18 protein-coding genes are annotated in these 17,273 nt (G+C 62.8%); 12 read left to right on the plus strand and 6 right to left on the minus strand.

The genetic code is table 11. The features are described 5' to 3' along the window. Positions 1-27: 27 nt before the first annotated feature. The 3 genes from BBG20_RS13860 to BBG20_RS13870 are packed head-to-tail and all read right to left on the minus strand — an operon-like array spanning position 28 to position 1,902. Positions 28-489 (minus strand): type II 3-dehydroquinate dehydratase, encoded by a 462-nt coding sequence (locus BBG20_RS13860; protein WP_065904393.1) that lies wholly within the window; start codon positions 487-489, stop codon positions 28-30. A 13-nt stretch (positions 490-502) separates the two neighbouring features. Further along, entirely contained in the window at positions 503-1,483 is a 981-nt protein-coding gene (locus BBG20_RS13865; protein WP_065904395.1) for an NAD(P)H-quinone oxidoreductase, read from the minus strand. Further along, a complete protein-coding gene (locus BBG20_RS13870; protein ID WP_065904398.1) occupies positions 1,480-1,902 on the minus strand; it encodes a RidA family protein in 423 nt (140 codons plus the stop codon). The genes BBG20_RS13865 and BBG20_RS13870 overlap by 4 nt, the downstream gene beginning before the upstream one ends. Positions 1,903-2,084: 182 nt before the next feature. Between BBG20_RS13870 and BBG20_RS13875 the strand changes: the two genes are divergently transcribed. The 7 genes from BBG20_RS13875 to argE all read left to right on the plus strand — a co-directional run bounded on the left by BBG20_RS13875 (position 2,085) and on the right by argE (position 9,265). Beyond that, a complete protein-coding gene (locus BBG20_RS13875; protein ID WP_065904400.1) occupies positions 2,085-3,059 on the plus strand; it encodes a LysR family transcriptional regulator in 975 nt (324 codons plus the stop codon). Between the two features lie 312 nt (positions 3,060-3,371). Continuing rightward, positions 3,372-4,889, plus strand: coding sequence for an amino acid ABC transporter permease/ATP-binding protein (locus BBG20_RS13880; protein ID WP_065904401.1), 1,518 nt, complete (start codon positions 3,372-3,374; stop codon positions 4,887-4,889). 27 nt (positions 4,890-4,916) lie between these two features. Beyond that, positions 4,917-5,789, plus strand: coding sequence for a phytanoyl-CoA dioxygenase family protein (locus BBG20_RS13885; protein WP_065904402.1), 873 nt, complete (start codon positions 4,917-4,919; stop codon positions 5,787-5,789). A gap of 30 nt (positions 5,790-5,819) precedes the next feature. Beyond that, positions 5,820-6,650, plus strand: coding sequence for an ABC transporter substrate-binding protein (locus tag BBG20_RS13890; protein ID WP_065904498.1), 831 nt, complete (start codon positions 5,820-5,822; stop codon positions 6,648-6,650). A gap of 50 nt (positions 6,651-6,700) precedes the next feature. Next, a complete protein-coding gene (locus BBG20_RS13895) occupies positions 6,701-7,432 on the plus strand; it encodes a class II aldolase and adducin N-terminal domain-containing protein (RefSeq protein ID WP_065904404.1) in 732 nt (243 codons plus the stop codon). Positions 7,433-7,442: 10 nt separating this feature from the next. Then, positions 7,443-8,117 carry a DUF1028 domain-containing protein gene (locus BBG20_RS13900; RefSeq protein ID WP_065904406.1) on the plus strand — a complete coding sequence of 225 codons (675 nt, stop codon included), beginning with the start codon at positions 7,443-7,445 and terminating at the stop codon, positions 8,115-8,117. Continuing rightward, a complete protein-coding gene (argE, locus tag BBG20_RS13905; protein ID WP_065904408.1) occupies positions 8,114-9,265 on the plus strand; it encodes an acetylornithine deacetylase in 1,152 nt (383 codons plus the stop codon). Before BBG20_RS13900 ends, argE begins: the two co-directional genes overlap by 4 nt. Before the next feature lie 716 nt (positions 9,266-9,981). Here the strand turns inward: argE and BBG20_RS13910 are convergent. Further along, a complete protein-coding gene (locus tag BBG20_RS13910) occupies positions 9,982-11,226 on the minus strand; it encodes an acyl-CoA dehydrogenase family protein (protein WP_065904411.1) in 1,245 nt (414 codons plus the stop codon). A gap of 296 nt (positions 11,227-11,522) precedes the next feature. Here BBG20_RS13910 and BBG20_RS13915 point away from each other — a divergent pair, with 296 nt between their 5' ends. Together BBG20_RS13915 and BBG20_RS13920 are read left to right on the plus strand one after the other, a co-directional pair. Beyond that, entirely contained in the window at positions 11,523-11,822 is a 300-nt protein-coding gene (locus BBG20_RS13915; RefSeq protein ID WP_065904413.1) for a type II toxin-antitoxin system RelE/ParE family toxin, read from the plus strand. 4 nt (positions 11,823-11,826) lie between these two features. Continuing rightward, the gene (locus BBG20_RS13920; RefSeq protein ID WP_065904415.1) at positions 11,827-12,180 is read left to right on the plus strand and encodes an addiction module antidote protein; all 354 of its coding nucleotides are present in this window, start codon (positions 11,827-11,829) and stop codon (positions 12,178-12,180) included. A gap of 109 nt (positions 12,181-12,289) precedes the next feature. Here the strand turns inward: BBG20_RS13920 and gudD are convergent, their stop codons facing one another. Continuing rightward, a complete protein-coding gene (gene gudD / locus BBG20_RS13925) occupies positions 12,290-13,615 on the minus strand; it encodes a glucarate dehydratase (protein ID WP_065904417.1) in 1,326 nt (441 codons plus the stop codon). A gap of 19 nt (positions 13,616-13,634) precedes the next feature. Then, the gene (locus BBG20_RS13930; protein WP_065904419.1) at positions 13,635-14,996 is read right to left on the minus strand and encodes an MFS transporter; all 1,362 of its coding nucleotides are present in this window, start codon (positions 14,994-14,996) and stop codon (positions 13,635-13,637) included. 338 nt (positions 14,997-15,334) lie between these two features. Between BBG20_RS13930 and BBG20_RS13935 the strand changes: the two genes are divergently transcribed. From BBG20_RS13935 to BBG20_RS13945, 3 genes are all read left to right on the plus strand, one after another. Next, the gene (locus BBG20_RS13935; protein WP_065904421.1) at positions 15,335-16,045 is read left to right on the plus strand and encodes a FadR/GntR family transcriptional regulator; all 711 of its coding nucleotides are present in this window, start codon (positions 15,335-15,337) and stop codon (positions 16,043-16,045) included. Positions 16,046-16,069: 24 nt separating this feature from the next. Beyond that, positions 16,070-16,765, plus strand: a complete 696-nt coding sequence (locus BBG20_RS13940; RefSeq protein ID WP_065904423.1) for a tRNA (adenine(22)-N(1))-methyltransferase — start codon at positions 16,070-16,072, stop codon at positions 16,763-16,765. Positions 16,766-16,894: 129 nt separating this feature from the next. Beyond that, positions 16,895-17,185 carry a DUF3144 domain-containing protein gene (locus BBG20_RS13945; RefSeq protein ID WP_065904424.1) on the plus strand — a complete coding sequence of 97 codons (291 nt, stop codon included), beginning with the start codon at positions 16,895-16,897 and terminating at the stop codon, positions 17,183-17,185. Positions 17,186-17,273 lie beyond the last annotated feature (88 nt).

Below are 17,273 nucleotides of genomic sequence, written 5' to 3' on the forward strand. Positions count from 1 at the left end.
TAAGAGGTGTGTAGGCATCACCGAATTTCAGCTGTGGGCGCTGGTGGTGGTTTCTTGTAGCAATGCCGCCACGGCGGTGAGTGCCAGTTCGTAACCGAGTGCGCCAAGCCCTGCGACCACGCCGGTGGCGGCTTTGGAGACGTAGGAGTGGTGCCGGAAGCTCTCGCGCTTCCAGAGGTTGCTCATGTGCGCTTCGATGATCGGGCCGTCGAAGGCCAGCAGCGCGTCGAGGATCGGCACCGAGCTGTAGCTGAGCCCGGCGGCGTTGATTACCACGGCGTCGGCGTCAAGGCGTGCCGCTTGAATCCAGTCCACCAGCACGCCTTCGTGGTTGCTCTGGCGAAAGTCCAGGCTCAGTCCCAGCCCGGCGGCGTGGCGTTCGCAGCGCGCCTGGATGCTGGCGAAGCTCTCGCGGCCGTAGGTGCCGTTTTTATCCAGCCCGTAGAGGTTGGCGTTGGGCCCATTGAGGAAAAACACGCGGTGGGTCATGAAGGGCTCCAGGTTATTCAGCGACGGTCAGCACGACTTTGCCGACATTGGCGTTGGCTTCCAGCAGGCGGTGCGCCTCGGCGGCTTGAGCCAGCGGCACGCGCGCATGGATCTGCGGGCGCACCACGCCGGCCGCCAGCCACGGCAACAAGCGTGAGCGGATGCACGCCGCCAGGCGGGCTTTTTCGGCGTGGCTTTTCGGGCGCAGGGTGGAGGACGTCAGGCTGAGGTTCTTGCGCATCAGCACCTGCAAATCCAAGTCGATATGGGCGCCTTGCAGGAACGCCAAACTCACGTGCCGCCCGCCCATGGCCATGGCCGCCAGGTTGCGCGCCACATAGGGCCCGCCGACGTTATCCAGCACCACGTCGACCCCACGGCCGTCGGTGCAGTCGTGCACGGCCTCGACGAAGTCTTCAAGGTGTCGGTCAACCGCGCGCCACACGCCGAGCGTTTGCAGCATCGCGACCTTGTGCGGGCCGCCGGCCGTGGCGATCACCCGCGCACCGGCGGCATGCGCGCACTGCACGGCGAAGCTGCCGACACCGCTGGCGGCGCCGTGGATCAGCACGCTGTCGCCGCTGCGCAAGCGCCCCAGTTCAAACAGGTTGTGCCACACGACAAAGGCCGCTTCCGGCACCCCGGCGGCATCGAGCAGCGACAACCCCGCAGGCACCGGCAAGCAGTGCGCCGCGTGGGCCACGCAGTACTCGGCGTAGCCGCCGCCGTTGAGCAAGGCCATCACGCGATCGCCGCTCGCGAACTCATCCACGCCACTGCCTACCGCGACCACGATGCCTGCCGCCTCGAGGCCCAGCACATCGGTGACGCCTGCCGGAATTGGCGCGCCGCTGCGTTGCATCAGGTCGGGCCGATTGACCCCGGCAGCCGTGACGCGAATCAGCACTTCACCGGCTTGCACATCCGGCATCGGGCGCTCGACGGATTGCAGCACCTGCGGTCCGCCGGGCTCGCGGGCGATCACCGCTTTCATACGGTCCAGTCATCCGGCACGACGGCGATCACGTCGATTTCCATCAACCATTCCGGCTGGCCCAACCCGGAAATCACCAGCCCGGTGGAAATCGGGAACACGCCTTTGAGCCACTTGCCGACCTCCTGGTACACCGGCTCGCGATAGCGCGGGTCGATCAAATAGGTGGTGGTCTTGACGATGTGCGAGAGGTCGGAGCCTGCCTCTTCCAGCAGTTGCTTGACGTTTTTCATCGCCTGCTCGGCCTGGGCGCGCGGGTCGCCGAGGCCGACCAGGTTGCCGTCGAAGTCGGTGCCGATCTGGCCGCGCACATAAATGGTGTTGCCGGCGCGGACCGCCTGGCACAGGTCGTTGTCCAGGGCCTGGTTGGGGTAGGTCTGCCGGGTGTTGAACATGCGGATGCGGGTGTGGGTAGGCATAACGGCAACTCATGGGAAGCGGGATGAATCCAGCTTCACACCGCCCCGGTTCCGGCGAAACCAGCATTTGCGCGGGGTAGTGCTTAGGAAAAACCGAAGCCTGTGCCCCTCATCGGTTCGTGGCGGACCCGGCACGAACCCTGCAACGCTGCCCGTACAGTCATTGTTGAGGGGCAGGCGCAATGCTCAGTCGTATTACTCAGCGTCAACTGGAGTATTTCGTCGCGTCGGGAGAGGCGGGCAGCATCAGTGCTGCAGCTGAACGCATTCACGTGTCGTCGCCGTCGATCTCGGCGGCGATCACCCATATGGAGGCCGAGTTGGGCATCCAGCTGTTTGTCAGGCATCACGCCCAGGGCATTTCGCTGACGGCGGTGGGGCGCCTGGTGATGCAGGAGGCCAAGCTGATCCTGGAGCAGATGACCAACCTCTACACCATCGCCTCGGAGTCACTGAACACGGTGCGCGGGCCGTTGCGGGTGGGCTGCCTGGAGTCGCTGGCGCCGATGATCACGCCGGAACTGGTGTTTGGTTTTGGCCGTGCGTTTCCCGGCGTGCGCCTGACCCAGGCCGAAGGCAACCATGAAGAATTGCTGGAGAAACTGCGCAGCGGCGAGCTGGACATTGCCCTGACCTATGACCTGGTGACCAGCCCGGATATCGATTTCCAACCCCTGGCGCAGCTGCCGCCGTATGTGATGGTCGGCGAGTATCACCCGCTGGCGAGCTTGCCGGCCGTGAGCATGCAGGACCTTGAGGCGTACCCGGTGGTGCTGCTGGATACGCCGTGGAGCCGCGACTATTTCCTCAGCCTGTTTATCCAGGCGGGCACCACGCCGAACATCATCATGCGCTCCACCAACCTCGAAACGGTGCGCGCCATGGTCGGCAACGGGATCGGCTATTCCTTCGCGAATGCGCGGCCCAAATCCAATATGTCCCAGGACGGCAAGCGCGTGATCCGCCTGCGCCTGGCCGGTGCACATCGGCCGATGCGGCTGGGCTATGCCACGGCCAGCAACACCCAGCTGTCGCGCGTGGTGTCGGCGTTTGCCGAGCGCTGCCGCATGTTTGTCTCCGACCAATACATCCCCGGCATGGCCCCGCCGAGCTTTTTTGACCCACACGCGGTGCGGGTGCTGAGTGGCGTGAGCTGAGGTTGCACCAAAAGGTAGCGTGTGCCGCGCCCTGCATTCAGGCGTGCACCGTTTTGGCCAGTGCCTGGGCAGCGCGCACCTGCAGGCGCTGGCTTGCCCGGGAGGGCGGTGCGCAGCTGTCCAGTCATTGACTGACAGATCGCTATCGCCGGCAAGCCGCCTCCTGCAGCTGATCTTGGGGGCTTGCGGGGCTGCATAGGCTCTGCCTACCCAGTGCCCCGGCTTTTACGAATTGACCCTGACCACCTCCCGCCACGACTCTCATCCCATCGATGCAGATCAACTTCTTTTTTTTTGCAGGGCACAGCGACGATGACATTCGACTGGAATTACATGTTTGGTTTGCTGGGCGATGCCGAGTTCTGGCGCGCGACGTGGACGGTGATCAAGCTGAGTACCCTGACGTGGGTCTTGAGTATCGCACTGGGCTTTCTGCTGGCGCTGGCCAAGCAATCCCGGCACCCGTTGCTGAGTGTTCCCGCGCGTGGCTATATCTGGCTGTTCCGCAGCTTGCCGCTGCTGGTGCTGCTGATCTTCATCTACAACCTGCCCCAGGCGCTGCCGGGCACCTCGGCGATTCTGGCCGATCCGTTCTGGTCCGGCCTGCTGGCGCTGGTGATCTGCGAAACGGCGTATGTGGCCGAGATCCATCGCGGCGGTTTGCTCTCGATTCCCAAGGGCCAGGGCGAAGCGGCGCGGGCGCTGGGCTTGAGGTTTTTCGGCACGCAATGGCGCGTGGTCATCCCGCAGGCGCTGCGGGTGGCGTTGCCGTCGCTGGCCAACGAATACATCTCCATCGTCAAGCTCACTTCGCTGGTGTCGGTGATCTCGCTGACCGAAATCCTGATGGTCGGCCAGCGCCTGTATTCGCAGAACTTCCTGGTGATCGAGACCATGGCGGCGGTGGCATTCTTCTATGTGTTTATCGTCACGGTGTTCGACTTCCTGCTCAAACGCCTGGAGCGTTTTCTCGACGTCAACCAACGCAATGTCTCCCGCGTGCCGGATGCGGCGGTGCTGGCCCTGGCCACGCAACAACGCGTCGCCTTGCAGCGCCCGGCCAGCACCGGCGCCGCCGCGCTGCAAGCCACGCGGTTGCACAAGGCCTACAACGACATCGAGGTGCTGGGCTCGGTCAACCTGCAGATCCAGCCGGGTGAAGTGGTGTCGGTGATCGGGCCGTCCGGCTCCGGCAAGACCACGCTGATCCGCCTGCTCAACGGCCTGGAGCAACTGGACAACGGCGAGATCCAGATCAATGGCCAGCCGTTCATTCACTTGAACAAAGTCGGCGCGCAGAAACCCCAGTACATCGAGCACGCCGAGCATCGCCTGAACATCGGTATGGTGTTCCAGAGCTTCAACCTGTTCCCGCATTTGAGCGTGCTCGACAACCTGCTGATGGCGCCCAAATACCACCGCCTGGGCGCGACCTCCGAACTCAAGCAGCAGGCCTACGCGCTGCTGCACAAGGTCGGCATGCTCGATCACGCCTGGAAGTACCCGCACCAGTTGTCCGGTGGCCAGCAGCAGCGCGTGGCCATCGCCCGCGCCTTGATGATGCGCCCGCAGATCATGCTGTTCGACGAGCCCACCTCGGCGCTCGACCCGGAAAAAGTCAACGAAGTGCTGCAGGTCATCGAGGCCTTGGCCGAGGAGGGCATCACCATGATGATCGTCACCCACGAGATGAATTTCGCCTTCAAGGTCTCCGACCGCATCGTGTTCATGGAGAAGGGGCGCGTGGTCTGCGACGACACGCCCGATGCCTTGCGCAGCGGCCATAACCCACGCGTGGAGGCGTTCCTCAAGGACGTCTCGCTGGCGTGATCTCTTTAACGTTCAGGAAACACTAAAATGATCGAGCAAGCACACATCGAACAATTCCAGCGCGACGGCTTCCTGGTGGTAGAAGGCGTGCTGTCGGCGGACGAAGTGGCCGCGCTGCAGCATGACTTCGACCAGTGGGTAGAAGAGAGCCGCAGCCATGACCAGGGCTGGGGCGCCACCGTGGATGGCCGCGCGCGGTTCGACCTGGAGGGCGACCACCGCGCGGATCATCCCTCGCTGCGCCGGGTGAGTTCGCCTACCGAGATTTCCCCGGTGTACGAGCGCGTGGCGTTGCACTCGCGGATGGCAGCGATTTCCGCGCAGCTGGTCGGCGCCAGTGGTGCACGGTTTCACCACAGCAAGATCAACTCGAAACTGCCGCACACCGCGACCCAGGTGAAGTGGCACCAGGACTTTCTGTTCACGCCGCACAGCAATGACGACATCGTCACGGCCTTGCTGATGGTCAGCGAAGTGACCCCGCAGAACGGCCCGTTGAATGTGATCCCCGGCAGCCACAAAGGCCCGCTGTGGTCGCACTGGCAGAACCAGCGTTTCACCGGTTCGGTGGACGACGCGGTGGTTGAAGAGCACTGCCAGCAACCGGTCGCCTGCTACGGCCCGGCCGGTTCCGTGTGCTTTATGCACACGCGGCTGTTGCATGCGTCCAGCCCTAACGAGACCGAACTGCCGCGCACGCTGTTCATCAGTGTCTACGCCGCTGAAGACGCGCTGCCATTCGGCGAAAACCCGTTGCCCAGCGTTCATGCCGGCCTGCTCGTGGCCGGTGCCGAAAGTGGCCTGGTGCGCTCCACCAGCAACCACATGCGCTTGCCGCAGAAGCCTCGCGGCGCGTCGTTCTTCGTGCAACAGGCCGGACAAGATACCGCCACTGCCTAACCACCCCCCAAGACCTTGCAGGTAATGACCATGACAGCGTTTCGTAAAAGTGTTCGCCCCCTTGCCGTGTGCCTGTTGGGTGCTGCGGTTGCGATGACTTCGTTGGCGGCTTCGGCCTTCCAGAAAGACGGCACGATTGTCGCCGGCTCCGACGTCACGTTCTTTCCCTATGAATACATGGACAACAACAAGCCGGCGGGCTTCGATATCGAGTTCATGGACGGCCTGGGCAAGGTCATGGGCCGCAAGGTCGAGACCCTCGACACACGCTTTCCCAACTTGATCACCGGCCTGCAGGCCGGGCGTTTCGATGTGACCAACTCGTCGATGTACATCACGGCGGAGCGGGTCAAGGTCATCGACATGATCCCTTACCTGAAGAGCGGCGAGTCAATCCTGACCCTCAAGGACAGCGCCTTCCAGCCCAAGACCCCGGAAGAGTTCTGCGGCCACAAGATCGGCTCCATGGGCGCCACCTCGTGGCTGGCGCAGATGAACAAGTTGTCGACGGAGTACTGCGTGGCCAAGGGCTTGAAGCCGATCCAGATCAGCGAATACAGCACCGACCCGCAGACCACCCAGGCCCTGCTGGCGCACGCGGTTGAAGCGCAGATCACCGACGCCGCCGTGGCCCGTGGGGTGATCGACAAGTTGGGTAACCGCGTGGTGATTTCGTCCGACACGTTGATCTACCCGGTGCTCAACGGCTTTGGCGTGAAGAAGGGCAATGACACGGTCAAGCAGGCCTTGCTCGACGGCCTGGCAAAATACCGCGCCACACCTGAGTACGCGGCCTTGCTGAAGAAGTACAACTTCGAAGCACCGACCGATGCCGACCTCGCGGCGCTGATGCCCAAGTAACCCAATCACGCGGCCGCCGCTGTGCGGCCGCGTCCTGCGGAGACCGATTCATGGCGTTATCCCACGAAGAACAGACGCGCATCGACCTGGCGGCGACCTTTCGCATCATCGCCCACCTGGGCATGCACGAGGCGGTGGCCAACCATTTCAGCGCTGCCGTGTCGGCCGATGGCAAACAGTTTTTGCTCAACCCGAAGTGGAAGCACTTCTCGCGTATCCGTGCCAGTGACCTGTTGCTGCTGAACGCCGATGACAGCGCCTGCGCCGATCACCCGAACGTGGACGCCACCGCCTGGTCGATCCACGGGCAGATCCACCGGCTGTTGCCACAAACCCGCGCGGTGCTGCATTTGCACCCGGTGTACACCACGGCCGTGGCGTGCCTGGCCACGCCGCACATCCCGCCGATCGACCAGAACACCGCGCGTTATTTCAACCGCGTGGCGGTGGATGAGCTCTACGGCGGCATGGCCGACACCGAGGCCGAAGGCGCACGCCTGGCCGGGCTGCTCGACGGCAAGCGCCGCCTGCTGATGGGCAACCACGGCGTGATGGTGACGGCGACGTCCATCGGCGAGGCCTTCGATGATATCTGGACCCTGGAGCGTGCCTGCCAGATCCTCGTGACGGCCTGGTCCACCGGGCAGCCGCTGCGTGTGCTTTCCGATGACGTGGCGGAGAAAACCGCGCGCGGTTGGGAAGGGATTGTGGATTTCTCGGTCCGGCATTTTGAAGAAATGAAGCAGTTGATGATCGACACCGACCCTTCGGTACTCGATTGAGGAGCACGCCATGACTTTTTCCGTTGTCGCTCGGTGTGCCGAGACCGGCCAGCTGGGTATTGCGATCAGCTCTTCGAGCATTGCCGTGGGCGCCCGTTGCCCCTGGCTGCGTCCAGGCGTTGGCGCGGTGGCGTCGCAGAACATCACGCTGCCGAGCCTGGGGCCGCAACTGCTGGATTTGCTCGAGCAGGGCCTGGCGCCGAGTGAGGCGCTGGCGACCTTGGTGGAACAGGATCACAGCCACTATCGTCAGGTCACCGTGATTGATAGCCAGGGGCGCACCGCGCATTTCAGCGGGGCGCAGACCCTCGGGATTCATCACGCGTTGAGCGGCGAACAGTGCGTAGCGGCGGGCAATATGTTGGCCGACGCCGGGGTGATTGCGGCGATGGTGCGCGCGTTCGAGATGGCCACGGGGCCGCTCGCCGAGCGTTTGCTGGCGGCGATGCAGGCCGGCCAGGCCGAAGGCGGCGAAGCGGGGCCAGTGCATTCGGCGGCGTTGGTGGTGGTCGACGACTTGCTGTGGCCGATCGTCAACCTGCGCGTCGACTGGGCCGATGAGGACCCGATCGGCGCGCTCGATCAACTCTGGCAAGCCTATCGCCCGCAACTGCAGGCCTACATCGACCGTGCCCTCAACCCGCAGATCGCACCGGGCTATGCCGTGCCGGGAGATGAGCGTTGAACACAAGCCGCGACCTGCTGGCGCAACTGGTGCGCTTTGATACCACCAGCCGCGAATCCAACCTGGCGTTGATCGACTTTGTGCGCACCTATCTGCAGGACCACGGCGTGGCTTGCGAGCTGGTCTACAACGCGCACAAGAGCAAGGCCAACCTGCTGGCGACCATCGGTCCGGCCGAGGTGCCTGGCGTGGTGTTGTCCGGGCATACCGACGTGGTGCCGGTGGACGGGCAGCGCTGGACGGTGGCGCCGTTTGAACTGACGGAAAAACACGGCCGGTTGTACGGGCGCGGCACTGCCGATATGAAGGGCTATATCGCTTGCGTACTGGCCTGTGTGCCGGCGCTGGTGAAGGCGCCGTTGCGCATGCCGGTGCATATCGCACTGTCGTACGACGAAGAGGTGGGCTGCCTGGGTGTGCGCGCGTTGATCGAGCGGTTCCATGGGCAGGCGGTCAAGCCGTTGCTGTGCGTGATCGGCGAACCTACCGAGCTCAAGCCGGTGCTCGGCCACAAAGGCAAGCTGGCAGTGCGCTGCGAAGTGCACGGCGTGGCCTGCCATTCGGCGTATGCACCGTCGGGTGTGAATGCCATCGAATATGCCGCGCAACTGATCAGCGAGCTGGTGCGACTCGGTGAAACGCTCAAGGCGCCGACGTTGCTCGACGAGCGTTTTGATCCGCCGTTTTCCACGGTGCAGACCGGCGTGATCGGCGGCGGCAAGGCGCTGAATATCGTCCCGCAAAACTGCACGTTCGACTTTGAAGTGCGCTCGCTGCCGGTCCAGGATCCCCGGCAGGTGGCGCAGCAACTGCGTGATTACGCCGAGCACACCTTGCTGCCGGCGATGCAGGCAGTGAGCGCGCACTGCGCGATTGAGTTCAGTGAATTGTCCAGCTACCCAGGGTTGGCCACCTCGCCGCAAAGCCAGGCAGCGGAGTGGGTCGCGCAGTTTTGCGGCTCCCGGGATTACGGCACCGTGGCCTTCGGGACTGAAGGCGGGCTGTTTGACCAAGCCGGCATCCCGACAGTGGTATGCGGCCCCGGCAGCATGGAGCAGGGGCATAAGCCGGATGAATTCATCAGCCTGGAACAGCTGAATGCCTGCGACCGAATGCTGGAACGGGTGCTCGCGTTCGTGAGCCGATAAACCCCTCTCAAGCCATGTGCTCATCAAACTGTGGGAGCAGGCAAGCCCGCTCCCACAGAGGCCTCAGGGCATGGCTCAGGCCCCCAGGCATATGGAGCTCCCACAGAGGCCTCAAGGTATAGCTCAGGCCCCCGGGCATATGGAGATCAAATGTGGGAGCTGGCTTGCCTGCGAAGGCGGTGTGTCAGTCGACGAATTAGTTAACTGACCCACCGCCTTCGCGAGCAAGCCCGCTCCCACAGGGGGATCCTGGTATGACTCGGGATCCCGGGTGTATGGAGCTCAAATGTGGGAGCTGGCTTGCCTGCGAAAACGGTGGGTCAGTCGACGAATTGGTTAACTGACCCACCGCCTTCGCGAGCAAGCCCGCTCCCACAGGGGGATCCTGGTATGACTCGAGATCCCGGGTGTATGGAGATCAAATGTGGGAGCTGGCTTGCCTGCGAAGGCGGTGTGTCAGTCGACGGATTGGTTAACTGACCCACCGCCTTCGCGGGCAAGCCCGCTCCCACAGGGGGATCCTGGTATGACTCGGGATCCCGGGTGTATGGAGATCAAATGTGGGAGCTGGCTTGCCTGCGAAGGCGGTGTGTCAGTCGACGAATTGGTTAACTGACCCACCGCCTTCGCGAGCAAGCCCGCTCCCACAGAGGCCTCAAGGTATAGCTCAGGCCCCCGGGCATATGGAGATCAAATGTGGGAGCTGGCTGGTGATTTCATCCAGCCTTGGCCACGCCCACTCGCCACTGCGCCGGGGGCAGGGTTCCGTTTACCAGGTAATTTCCCACGATCCGTGATTTGTAGACGCGCGGGTTGTGGTTGGCCAATGTGCGCGCGTTGCGCCATAGCCGGTCCAGTGCCTTGTTGCTGGCGGTGGCGCTGGCGCCCAGGGCGTCGAATAGCGCGGTGGTCGCTGCGAGTGTGGCATCCACCACAGGGTTGACGGCCAGGCACACTTCCAGCTCGGCGAGTGCCACCTGTGGGTCGTCGTCATGCACGGGCTGGTCGTGGGCAATCACATACTGCGCGGTGTGCTCCAGGCGCTGCGCCGCCTGTTGGGCGATGGCCTGGGCGGCGTAGGCCTGGCTGGCGACTTCGCCGATCACTTGCAGCAATTGCACATCCTGGCCGGCGACATCGGCATTGCCCGTGGTGAAAGTGCGGGCGCGTTGGCTGAGTTCTTCGGCGCCACTCAAGGCCGCGCGGCGGGCGATGCCGGCGAGGGTGCTGAGGTGATAAAGCTGGAAAAACGACTGCCCATGGCCAAAGCGCTGTTGCGTGGGACGCGCCTCATTGTCCAGCACCGGCGCGCTGTCGAAGATGCAGGTGCCGCTGGCGGTGAGGCGTTGGCCGAAGCCGTTCCAGTCATCGACGACCTGCACGCCGGCAGCCTTGAGGTCGACAACCACGCTGTAGGTCGTGCCGTCTTCGCCGGTTGCAATCGTGTTGATCAAGTCACTGTAGAGCGCGCCCGTGGTGTAGAACTTGCGACCGCTGATGCGCAAGGTGCCGCTTGCGTCGCGGTGCAGACGGGTTTCGAAATCGCCACGGGTCTGGTTGCCGACTTCGGTGCTGCCGGGAGAGAGCAGCGCGCCCTCGCCGAGACGGTCGAGCCACTTGGCGCGCCAGGCGGGGTCTTTGGCGCTGAGTACATCTTCGCAAAAACCAAAATGCCCCCGCAGGGCCTGGGTGATGTTGGAGTCGGCGGCAGACAGTTCGGTGAGCACGGCGAGCAGCTCAACCAGGGTCGCGCCGTGACCGCCATGGCTTGGCGGCAGGCGCCAGCGCGGCAGGCCCAGGGCGGTGAGTTGCTGGATCACACCGGACAGGCTGGCACGCGTCTGATCGTGCTCGGCCGCCTGCGCGAGGATGTGGGCGAAGAGTGGGCGCAACGGTGCGGCCAATTGTTCGTAGCGGGCAGACGGCGGTGCGCCCCAGATAGGCAAGGCAGAATTGGACATGGGTTGACCTGGCGGTGCCTGCGCGTGGACGCGTCGGGCTGGAAAAAAAGAGTCAGAAGCACGGGGCCAGTGGTCTGGTGACGCCACCCTAACCCAGCGGTGACGAGGTTTTTAATACGAAAAATTGCTATCGAACTGCGGGCTGGTTCTATCGGCGCGACGGGAAACAAGCACTCACAGAATCGCCCGGCCCCATGTACCGGGCGTGAACTAGGATTTTTTCTTCGGGGAGCTCTGCGCAGCTTGAAAAATCACTAGCATCGGCAGGGAGTAGCCAGTAGGCTACATGTGAATCTGTGACCAACATAATCGGCAGGACGCCAGAGTTTGATACATGGCTGGATGGAATGAGGGACGTTTGTGGAAAAGTGGCGGTTCTGACTCGGTTGGATCGCGCCGAAGACAACAATTTTGGCGATTGCGAGCCTGCCGGTAACGGCCTCAGTGAAATGCGTATTTTTGTCGGGCCCGGCTACCGGATCTACTTTGTCCGCACGGGCATCACTGCCTACTTGATGCTGTGGGGCAGTGACAAACCCGACCAGCAAAGAGGCATCAAGCGCGCCAAAGAGATTCTGGATGCCCTGAGAGGTTAACCAAATGAGCAATTCGACATTCAAGCCAGAGGACATGCCGATCCTCGATCTGGATACCTCCGGTACCCAGGTCTATGAAGCTTCGCGCTTCCTCGACAGCCCTGAAATCATCAGTGCTTACCTTGCACAAAGCATGAAGTCGCAAGACCCGCAGATCCTCATGAAGGCGCTTGCCGAGGTCGCCAAGGCACAAGGTGTGAACAAGGTGGCCGCGGCGGCGGGAGTGAATCGCGAGAGTCTGTACAAGACGCTCAAGGGCGGGTCTAAAACGCGCTATGAGACCGTGCAGAAACTGATGCTGGCGTTAGGCGTGGAGCTGACGGTGCAGCCGATCAAGCGAACCCACTCGGCGAAGTGACCACGATCACCGGTGGGAGCTGGCTTGCCTGCGATGGCGATGGGGCAGGCCACCTCAGAGTTGCTATCGCAGGCAAGCCCGCTCCTGCATTGAGCGGGCGTGTGAGTGCCTAGCGCACCAGGCACGGTTGCTTGTTGTTGAAGCTCCAGCCCGGGATCAGGAACTGCATCGCCACGCTGTCATCGCGCGCGCCGAGGCCCATGCCTTTGTAGACTTCATGGGCCTTGGCCACGGCGTCCATGTCGATGTCCACGCCCAGGCCGGGCTTGGCGGGCACCTTCACGTAGCCCCCTTCGATTTTCAATGGCTCGTGGGTCAGGCGCTGGCCGTCCTGCCAGATCCAGTGGGTGTCGATGGCGGTGATGTCGCCCGGTGCGGCGGCGGCCACCTGGGTGAACATCGCCAGGGAAATATCGAAGTGGTTGTTGGAATGCGAGCCCCAGGTCAGGCCCCACTCGTTGCACATCTGCGCGACACGCACCGAGCCCTGCATGGTCCAGAAGTGCGGGTCGGCCAGCGGGATGTCCACCGATTGCAGCTGGATCGCGTGGCCCATTTCGCGCCAGTCGGTGGCGATCATGTTGGTGGCGGTCTTGAGGCCGGTGGCGCGGCGGAATTCGGCCATGACTTCGCGGCCCGAGTAACCGTTTTCGGCACCGCATGGGTCTTCGGCGTAGGCGAGCACGTGGTGCTGGTCGCGGCACAGGCGGATGGCTTCTTTCAATGACCACGCGCCATTCGGGTCGAGGGTGATGCGTGCGTCGGGGAAGCGCTCGGCCAGTGCGGTGACGGCTTCGATTTCTGCGTCACCGCTCAACACGCCGCCCTTGAGCTTGAAATCATTGAAGCCGTACTTGGCTTTGGCGGCTTCGGCCAGGCGGACTACGGCCTCCGCCGTCAGGGCTGTTTCGTGACGCAGGCGGAACCAGTCATCATCGGCCTCCGCCTCGTTGCGATATGCCAGGGTCGTTGCGTTGCGGTCGCCGATATAAAACAGGTAGCCGAGCATTTTCACCGCATCACGTTGCTGCCCTTCGCCGAGCAAGGCGGCCACCGGCACTTCCAGGAATTGACCCAGCAGGTCGAGCAGCGCCGCTTCCATCGCCGTGACCGCGTGGATGGTGATGCGCAGGTCGAACGTCTGCAGGCCGCGACCGCCCGCGTCGCGTGAGGCAAAGGTGCTGCGCATCTGGTTGAGGATGCGCTGGTACTGCCCGATCGGTTGGCCGATCACCAGGCTGCGCGCGTCCTCCAGGGTTTCGCGAATACGTTCGCCTCCGGGCACTTCGCCCACGCCGGTGCGGCCGCTGCTGTCCTTGAGGATGACGATATTGCGCGTGAAGTAAGGCCCGTGGGCGCCGCTCAGGTTGAGCAGCATGCTGTCGTGGCCGGCCACGGGGATGACTTGGAAGTGGGTGACTACTGGGGTATTCATGGCACGTTCCTGGATAAGGTCAGAGAGGTTTGCTGATGGCTGCGCCCACGTGCACAGCGCCGGGCGAGGCCAGTACGGCGGACGGTGAGGTCTTGGCAAAGAACACCAGGATTGCGGCGAGCACTGATGTGCCTGCCAGGCCATAGAGGCCGCCCTGGATCGAGCCTGTGGTCTGTTCGAGGAAGCCGAAGGTGGTCGGTGCGACGAAGCCCCCAAGGTTGCCGATGGAGTTGATCAGCGCGATCACGGCTGCAGCGATGCGCACATCCAGATAACCCTGGGGGATCGGCCAGAACAGCGAAGACGCCGACTTGAAACCGATGGCCGCAAAGCAGATCGCCACGAAGGCGAAGATCGGCCCGCCGGTGGTGGACATGAACATGCCGGCAGCGGCAATCAACAGCGCGGCCGCGACCCAGGCCTGCTGGAACTTGAACTTGCTCGACAGCGAAGCGAACGCGTACATGGCGATGATCGAGATCAGCCACGGGATCGAGTTGAAGAAGCCGACCTGCACATCGCTCAAGTCGCCCATCTTCTTGATGATGCTCGGCAGCCAGAACGTCGCGGCGTAGATGGTCAGCTGGATGCAGAAGTACAACGCGCAGAACAGCAGGATCTGGCGATCCTTGAGCAGCTTGCCGAGCGTCGGCTTGACCGTGGTCAGGGCTTCACGCTCGCGCTGTTCCTGATCGATGGCGCCGACCAGTGCGTCCTGTTCTTCGCGGGTCATCCATTTGGCGTCGTGGGGGTTGGAGTCGAGCCAGAACCACACGAAGAACCCCAGCGCCACGGAGGCCAGGCCTTCGATGGCGAACATCCATTGCCAGCCGTGGAAGCCGAACCCTTCGATCTGCAGCAGCGCGCCGGAGAGCGGGCCCGAGATCAGCGAGGCCACCGCCGAGCCGCTGAGGAAAATCGCGATGGCTTTACCGCGCTCCACACCCGGCAGCCAGCGCGTGAAGTAGTAGATCACCCCAGGAAAGAACCCGGCCTCGGCCACGCCCAGCAAAAAGCGCAGGATGTAGAACTGGGTTTCGTTCTGGATGAACGCCATCAGCGTGGCGACGATGCCCCAGGTGAACATGATGCGGGTCAGCCAGATGCGCGCGCCGACCTTCTGCAGCAGCATGTTGGAGGGCACTTCGAAGAGCGCGTAGCCGATGAAGAACAACCCGGCACCCAGGCCGTAGGCCGCAGCGCCGATGCCGAGGTCGTGCTCCATGTGCGTGCGCACGAAACCGATGTTGACCCGGTCGATGTAGTTGAGGATGAACATGATCACGAACAGTGGGAGCACGTGGCCCTTCACTTTGCTCACGGCGCGCGCGAGGACCGAATCACTTTCTGGAGCGGCAGATGCATGGCTTGAATTGTTCACAATTCAAAACTCCCCCTGATTTATTTTTATGCGGGTTTGGGTGTCTTGTTGATAGACATCATACAAGTGATTTTCCGAAGGCCGCAATGCGGTCGTGGGTGAATTTGTTCTTATAAGGCCGATGCTCGACCAGTTATTTTGGTTATGTGCCAGCATTTTCTAGGTTTTTAGAGGCCGCCGGTACCCAGGAATGATGTGGGTATCTGGTGCTGGTGGTAATGCGCAGATTAGCGGTTAAGGTTGGTTGTCATACAAGCTGGGCCAAAACAAATCAACTCCGCCGTGTCGCCGGGCGGGATGTTAAGCTCGCACCAGCCCAACCCCGTGGACCCGCAACGATGCCGATTGATAGTGGAATGCCCGTCCGTAGACGCTCCAACAACCTCGCCCAAGGCGTGGTCGACGCGCTGACCCAGCGCATCCTGCTCGGGCAGTTGAAGCCCGGTGAAAAGCTGCCGTCGGAATCCACCATCGTCCTTGAGCATGGCGTGAGCCGCACCGTGGTGCGTGAGGCCATTTCCAAGCTGCAGGCGTCGGGGCTCGTCGAGACCCGTCATGGCATCGGCACCTTTGTGCTGGCGCAACACGCCCGACAAGGCCTGCGCCTGCACGTGGACACGGTTGCCAGTGTGCGCAACATGCTCGAGTTGCGCCTGGGCCTGGAGGTGCAGGCGGTTGCGCTGGCCGCGTTACGCAGGACCGACGAACACCTGGCGCACATGCGCACTGCACTCGACGATTACCAGGCGTCGCTGGCCAACAACGACAGCTGCGTCGAAGAGGACAAGCGTTTTCACCAGTTGATCGCCGAGGCCACCGGCAATACCTTCTTCACCGAAATCATGCTGCACCTGGGCAATGCGATGATTCCGCGCACTCAGCTCAAGGGCGATGAGCGTGGCGGTGCGGACTTTGCCCAGCTGGGGCAGTTGGCGAACCTGGAGCATGAGGCGATCTTCAACGCGATCAAGCGCCAAGACCCGGACGCTGCCCGCGCCGCAATGGTGCTGCACCTGACCAACAGTCGGGATCGGTTTTCGGGTGAGTAATTTTGTGTTGATAAGGAACGGCTGTTGAACCCACATACATTGTCCATGCGCCTTGAGCGCGTGGCGGCGAACGTGCCCGCTGGCGCGCGCCTGGCCGATATCGGCTCGGACCACGCTTACCTGCCAGTCGCGTTGATGCGCCGCGAGTTGATCACCGCGGCGGTAGCGGGGGAGGTGGCGACCACGCCGTTCCATGCGGCTGTGCGCACTGTGCGTGAGAATGGCCTGGAGCAGCACATTACCGTGCGCCTGGCCGATGGACTGGCGGCGATAACGCCGGCGGACCAGATCACCGCGATCAGCCTCTGCGGCATGGGCGGCGAGACGATTCGCGACATCCTGGAAAGTGGCAAGGCACACCTGAGCGGCCGTGAGCGCCTGGTCCTGCAGCCCAATGGCGGCGAGCAGCCGTTGCGTCACTGGTTGATGGACAACGGTTACGCGATCCTCACTGAAGAGCTGCTGCGCGAAAACCGCTTCTACTACGAAATCATTGTGGCCGAGCGTGCCCCGCCGGTGAGTTATACCGCTGAGCAGCTGTATTTCGGCCCACTGCAGATGCAGGCGCGCAGCCCGGAGTTCCTGGCCAAGTGGCAGCGCATGCTGCGCCAGAAGCAGAAGACCCTGGCCAGTTTCGAGCAGGCGCGGCAGGCAGTGCCGCAGGAGAAGGTGCAGGAGGTTGCGCGGCAGGTGCGGTGGATCAGTTCGCTGCTGGCTTGATGCGTTTTGGTCGGCGCCGGGCCTGCTGTCGGTGGTGTTCTTGAGCAGGCTGGCGCCAGGCCGGGCTCCTACGCTGGCGGGGGGTATGGTTCAATGGCGGCCATCATTCACTTATCCTGGACATCCGCCATGGCAGACGCCACTGACCAAGCCTTCTATGACCGTGCAGACGCGCATATCGAATTGTCGAACGAGCAACTCAAGACCTGTGAAAACCTCGGCGAGGTCAGCGCCTCGATGATGTTCGGCACCACCCGTTTCAATGCCTGGGCGAGTGCGCGCAACTTCAAGTCCGGTGCGGAAATGGCCGAGGCGCGCGAGGCGATGTTGAAGTATTTCTGCGATCAGTACCGGATGATGCTTGAAGATAACCTCGACGATCACATCAATAATTTCAGCCAGTACATGCTGGTTAAATAGCTCACTGTTACAGGTGTGCCCAGACCTTGAGTGCTTTTGCCCCATTTTCGCGCACACCTCACCTGCCTTCGTGCGTCACACCGTCTAT

Origin of the sequence: Pseudomonas aylmerensis (assembly GCF_001702265.1) — a bacterium.
Lineage (GTDB): Bacteria > Pseudomonadota > Gammaproteobacteria > Pseudomonadales > Pseudomonadaceae > Aquipseudomonas > Aquipseudomonas aylmerensis.

Excerpts from the sequence above, each read along its gene's own strand:
- BBG20_RS13920 (WP_065904415.1), top strand. The coding sequence starts at position 11,827 with ATGAGCAATTCGACATTCAAGCCAGAGGACATGCCGATCCTCGATCTG.
- BBG20_RS13880 (WP_065904401.1), top strand. The coding sequence starts at position 3,372 with ATGACATTCGACTGGAATTACATGTTTGGTTTGCTGGGCGATGCCGAG.
- BBG20_RS13945 (WP_065904424.1), top strand. The coding sequence starts at position 16,895 with ATGGCAGACGCCACTGACCAAGCCTTCTATGACCGTGCAGACGCGCAT.
- BBG20_RS13900 (WP_065904406.1), top strand. The coding sequence starts at position 7,443 with ATGACTTTTTCCGTTGTCGCTCGGTGTGCCGAGACCGGCCAGCTGGGT.
- BBG20_RS13910 (WP_065904411.1), bottom strand. The coding sequence starts at position 11,226 with ATGTCCAATTCTGCCTTGCCTATCTGGGGCGCACCGCCGTCTGCCCGC.
- BBG20_RS13885 (WP_065904402.1), top strand. The coding sequence starts at position 4,917 with ATGATCGAGCAAGCACACATCGAACAATTCCAGCGCGACGGCTTCCTG.
- gudD (WP_065904417.1), bottom strand. The coding sequence starts at position 13,615 with ATGAATACCCCAGTAGTCACCCACTTCCAAGTCATCCCCGTGGCCGGC.
- BBG20_RS13865 (WP_065904395.1), bottom strand. The coding sequence starts at position 1,483 with ATGAAAGCGGTGATCGCCCGCGAGCCCGGCGGACCGCAGGTGCTGCAA.
- BBG20_RS13895 (WP_065904404.1), top strand. The coding sequence starts at position 6,701 with ATGGCGTTATCCCACGAAGAACAGACGCGCATCGACCTGGCGGCGACC.
- BBG20_RS13870 (WP_065904398.1), bottom strand. The coding sequence starts at position 1,902 with ATGCCTACCCACACCCGCATCCGCATGTTCAACACCCGGCAGACCTAC.
- BBG20_RS13890 (WP_065904498.1), top strand. The coding sequence starts at position 5,820 with ATGACAGCGTTTCGTAAAAGTGTTCGCCCCCTTGCCGTGTGCCTGTTG.
- BBG20_RS13860 (WP_065904393.1), bottom strand. The coding sequence starts at position 489 with ATGACCCACCGCGTGTTTTTCCTCAATGGGCCCAACGCCAACCTCTAC.
- BBG20_RS13875 (WP_065904400.1), top strand. The coding sequence starts at position 2,085 with ATGCTCAGTCGTATTACTCAGCGTCAACTGGAGTATTTCGTCGCGTCG.
- BBG20_RS13935 (WP_065904421.1), top strand. The coding sequence starts at position 15,335 with ATGCCGATTGATAGTGGAATGCCCGTCCGTAGACGCTCCAACAACCTC.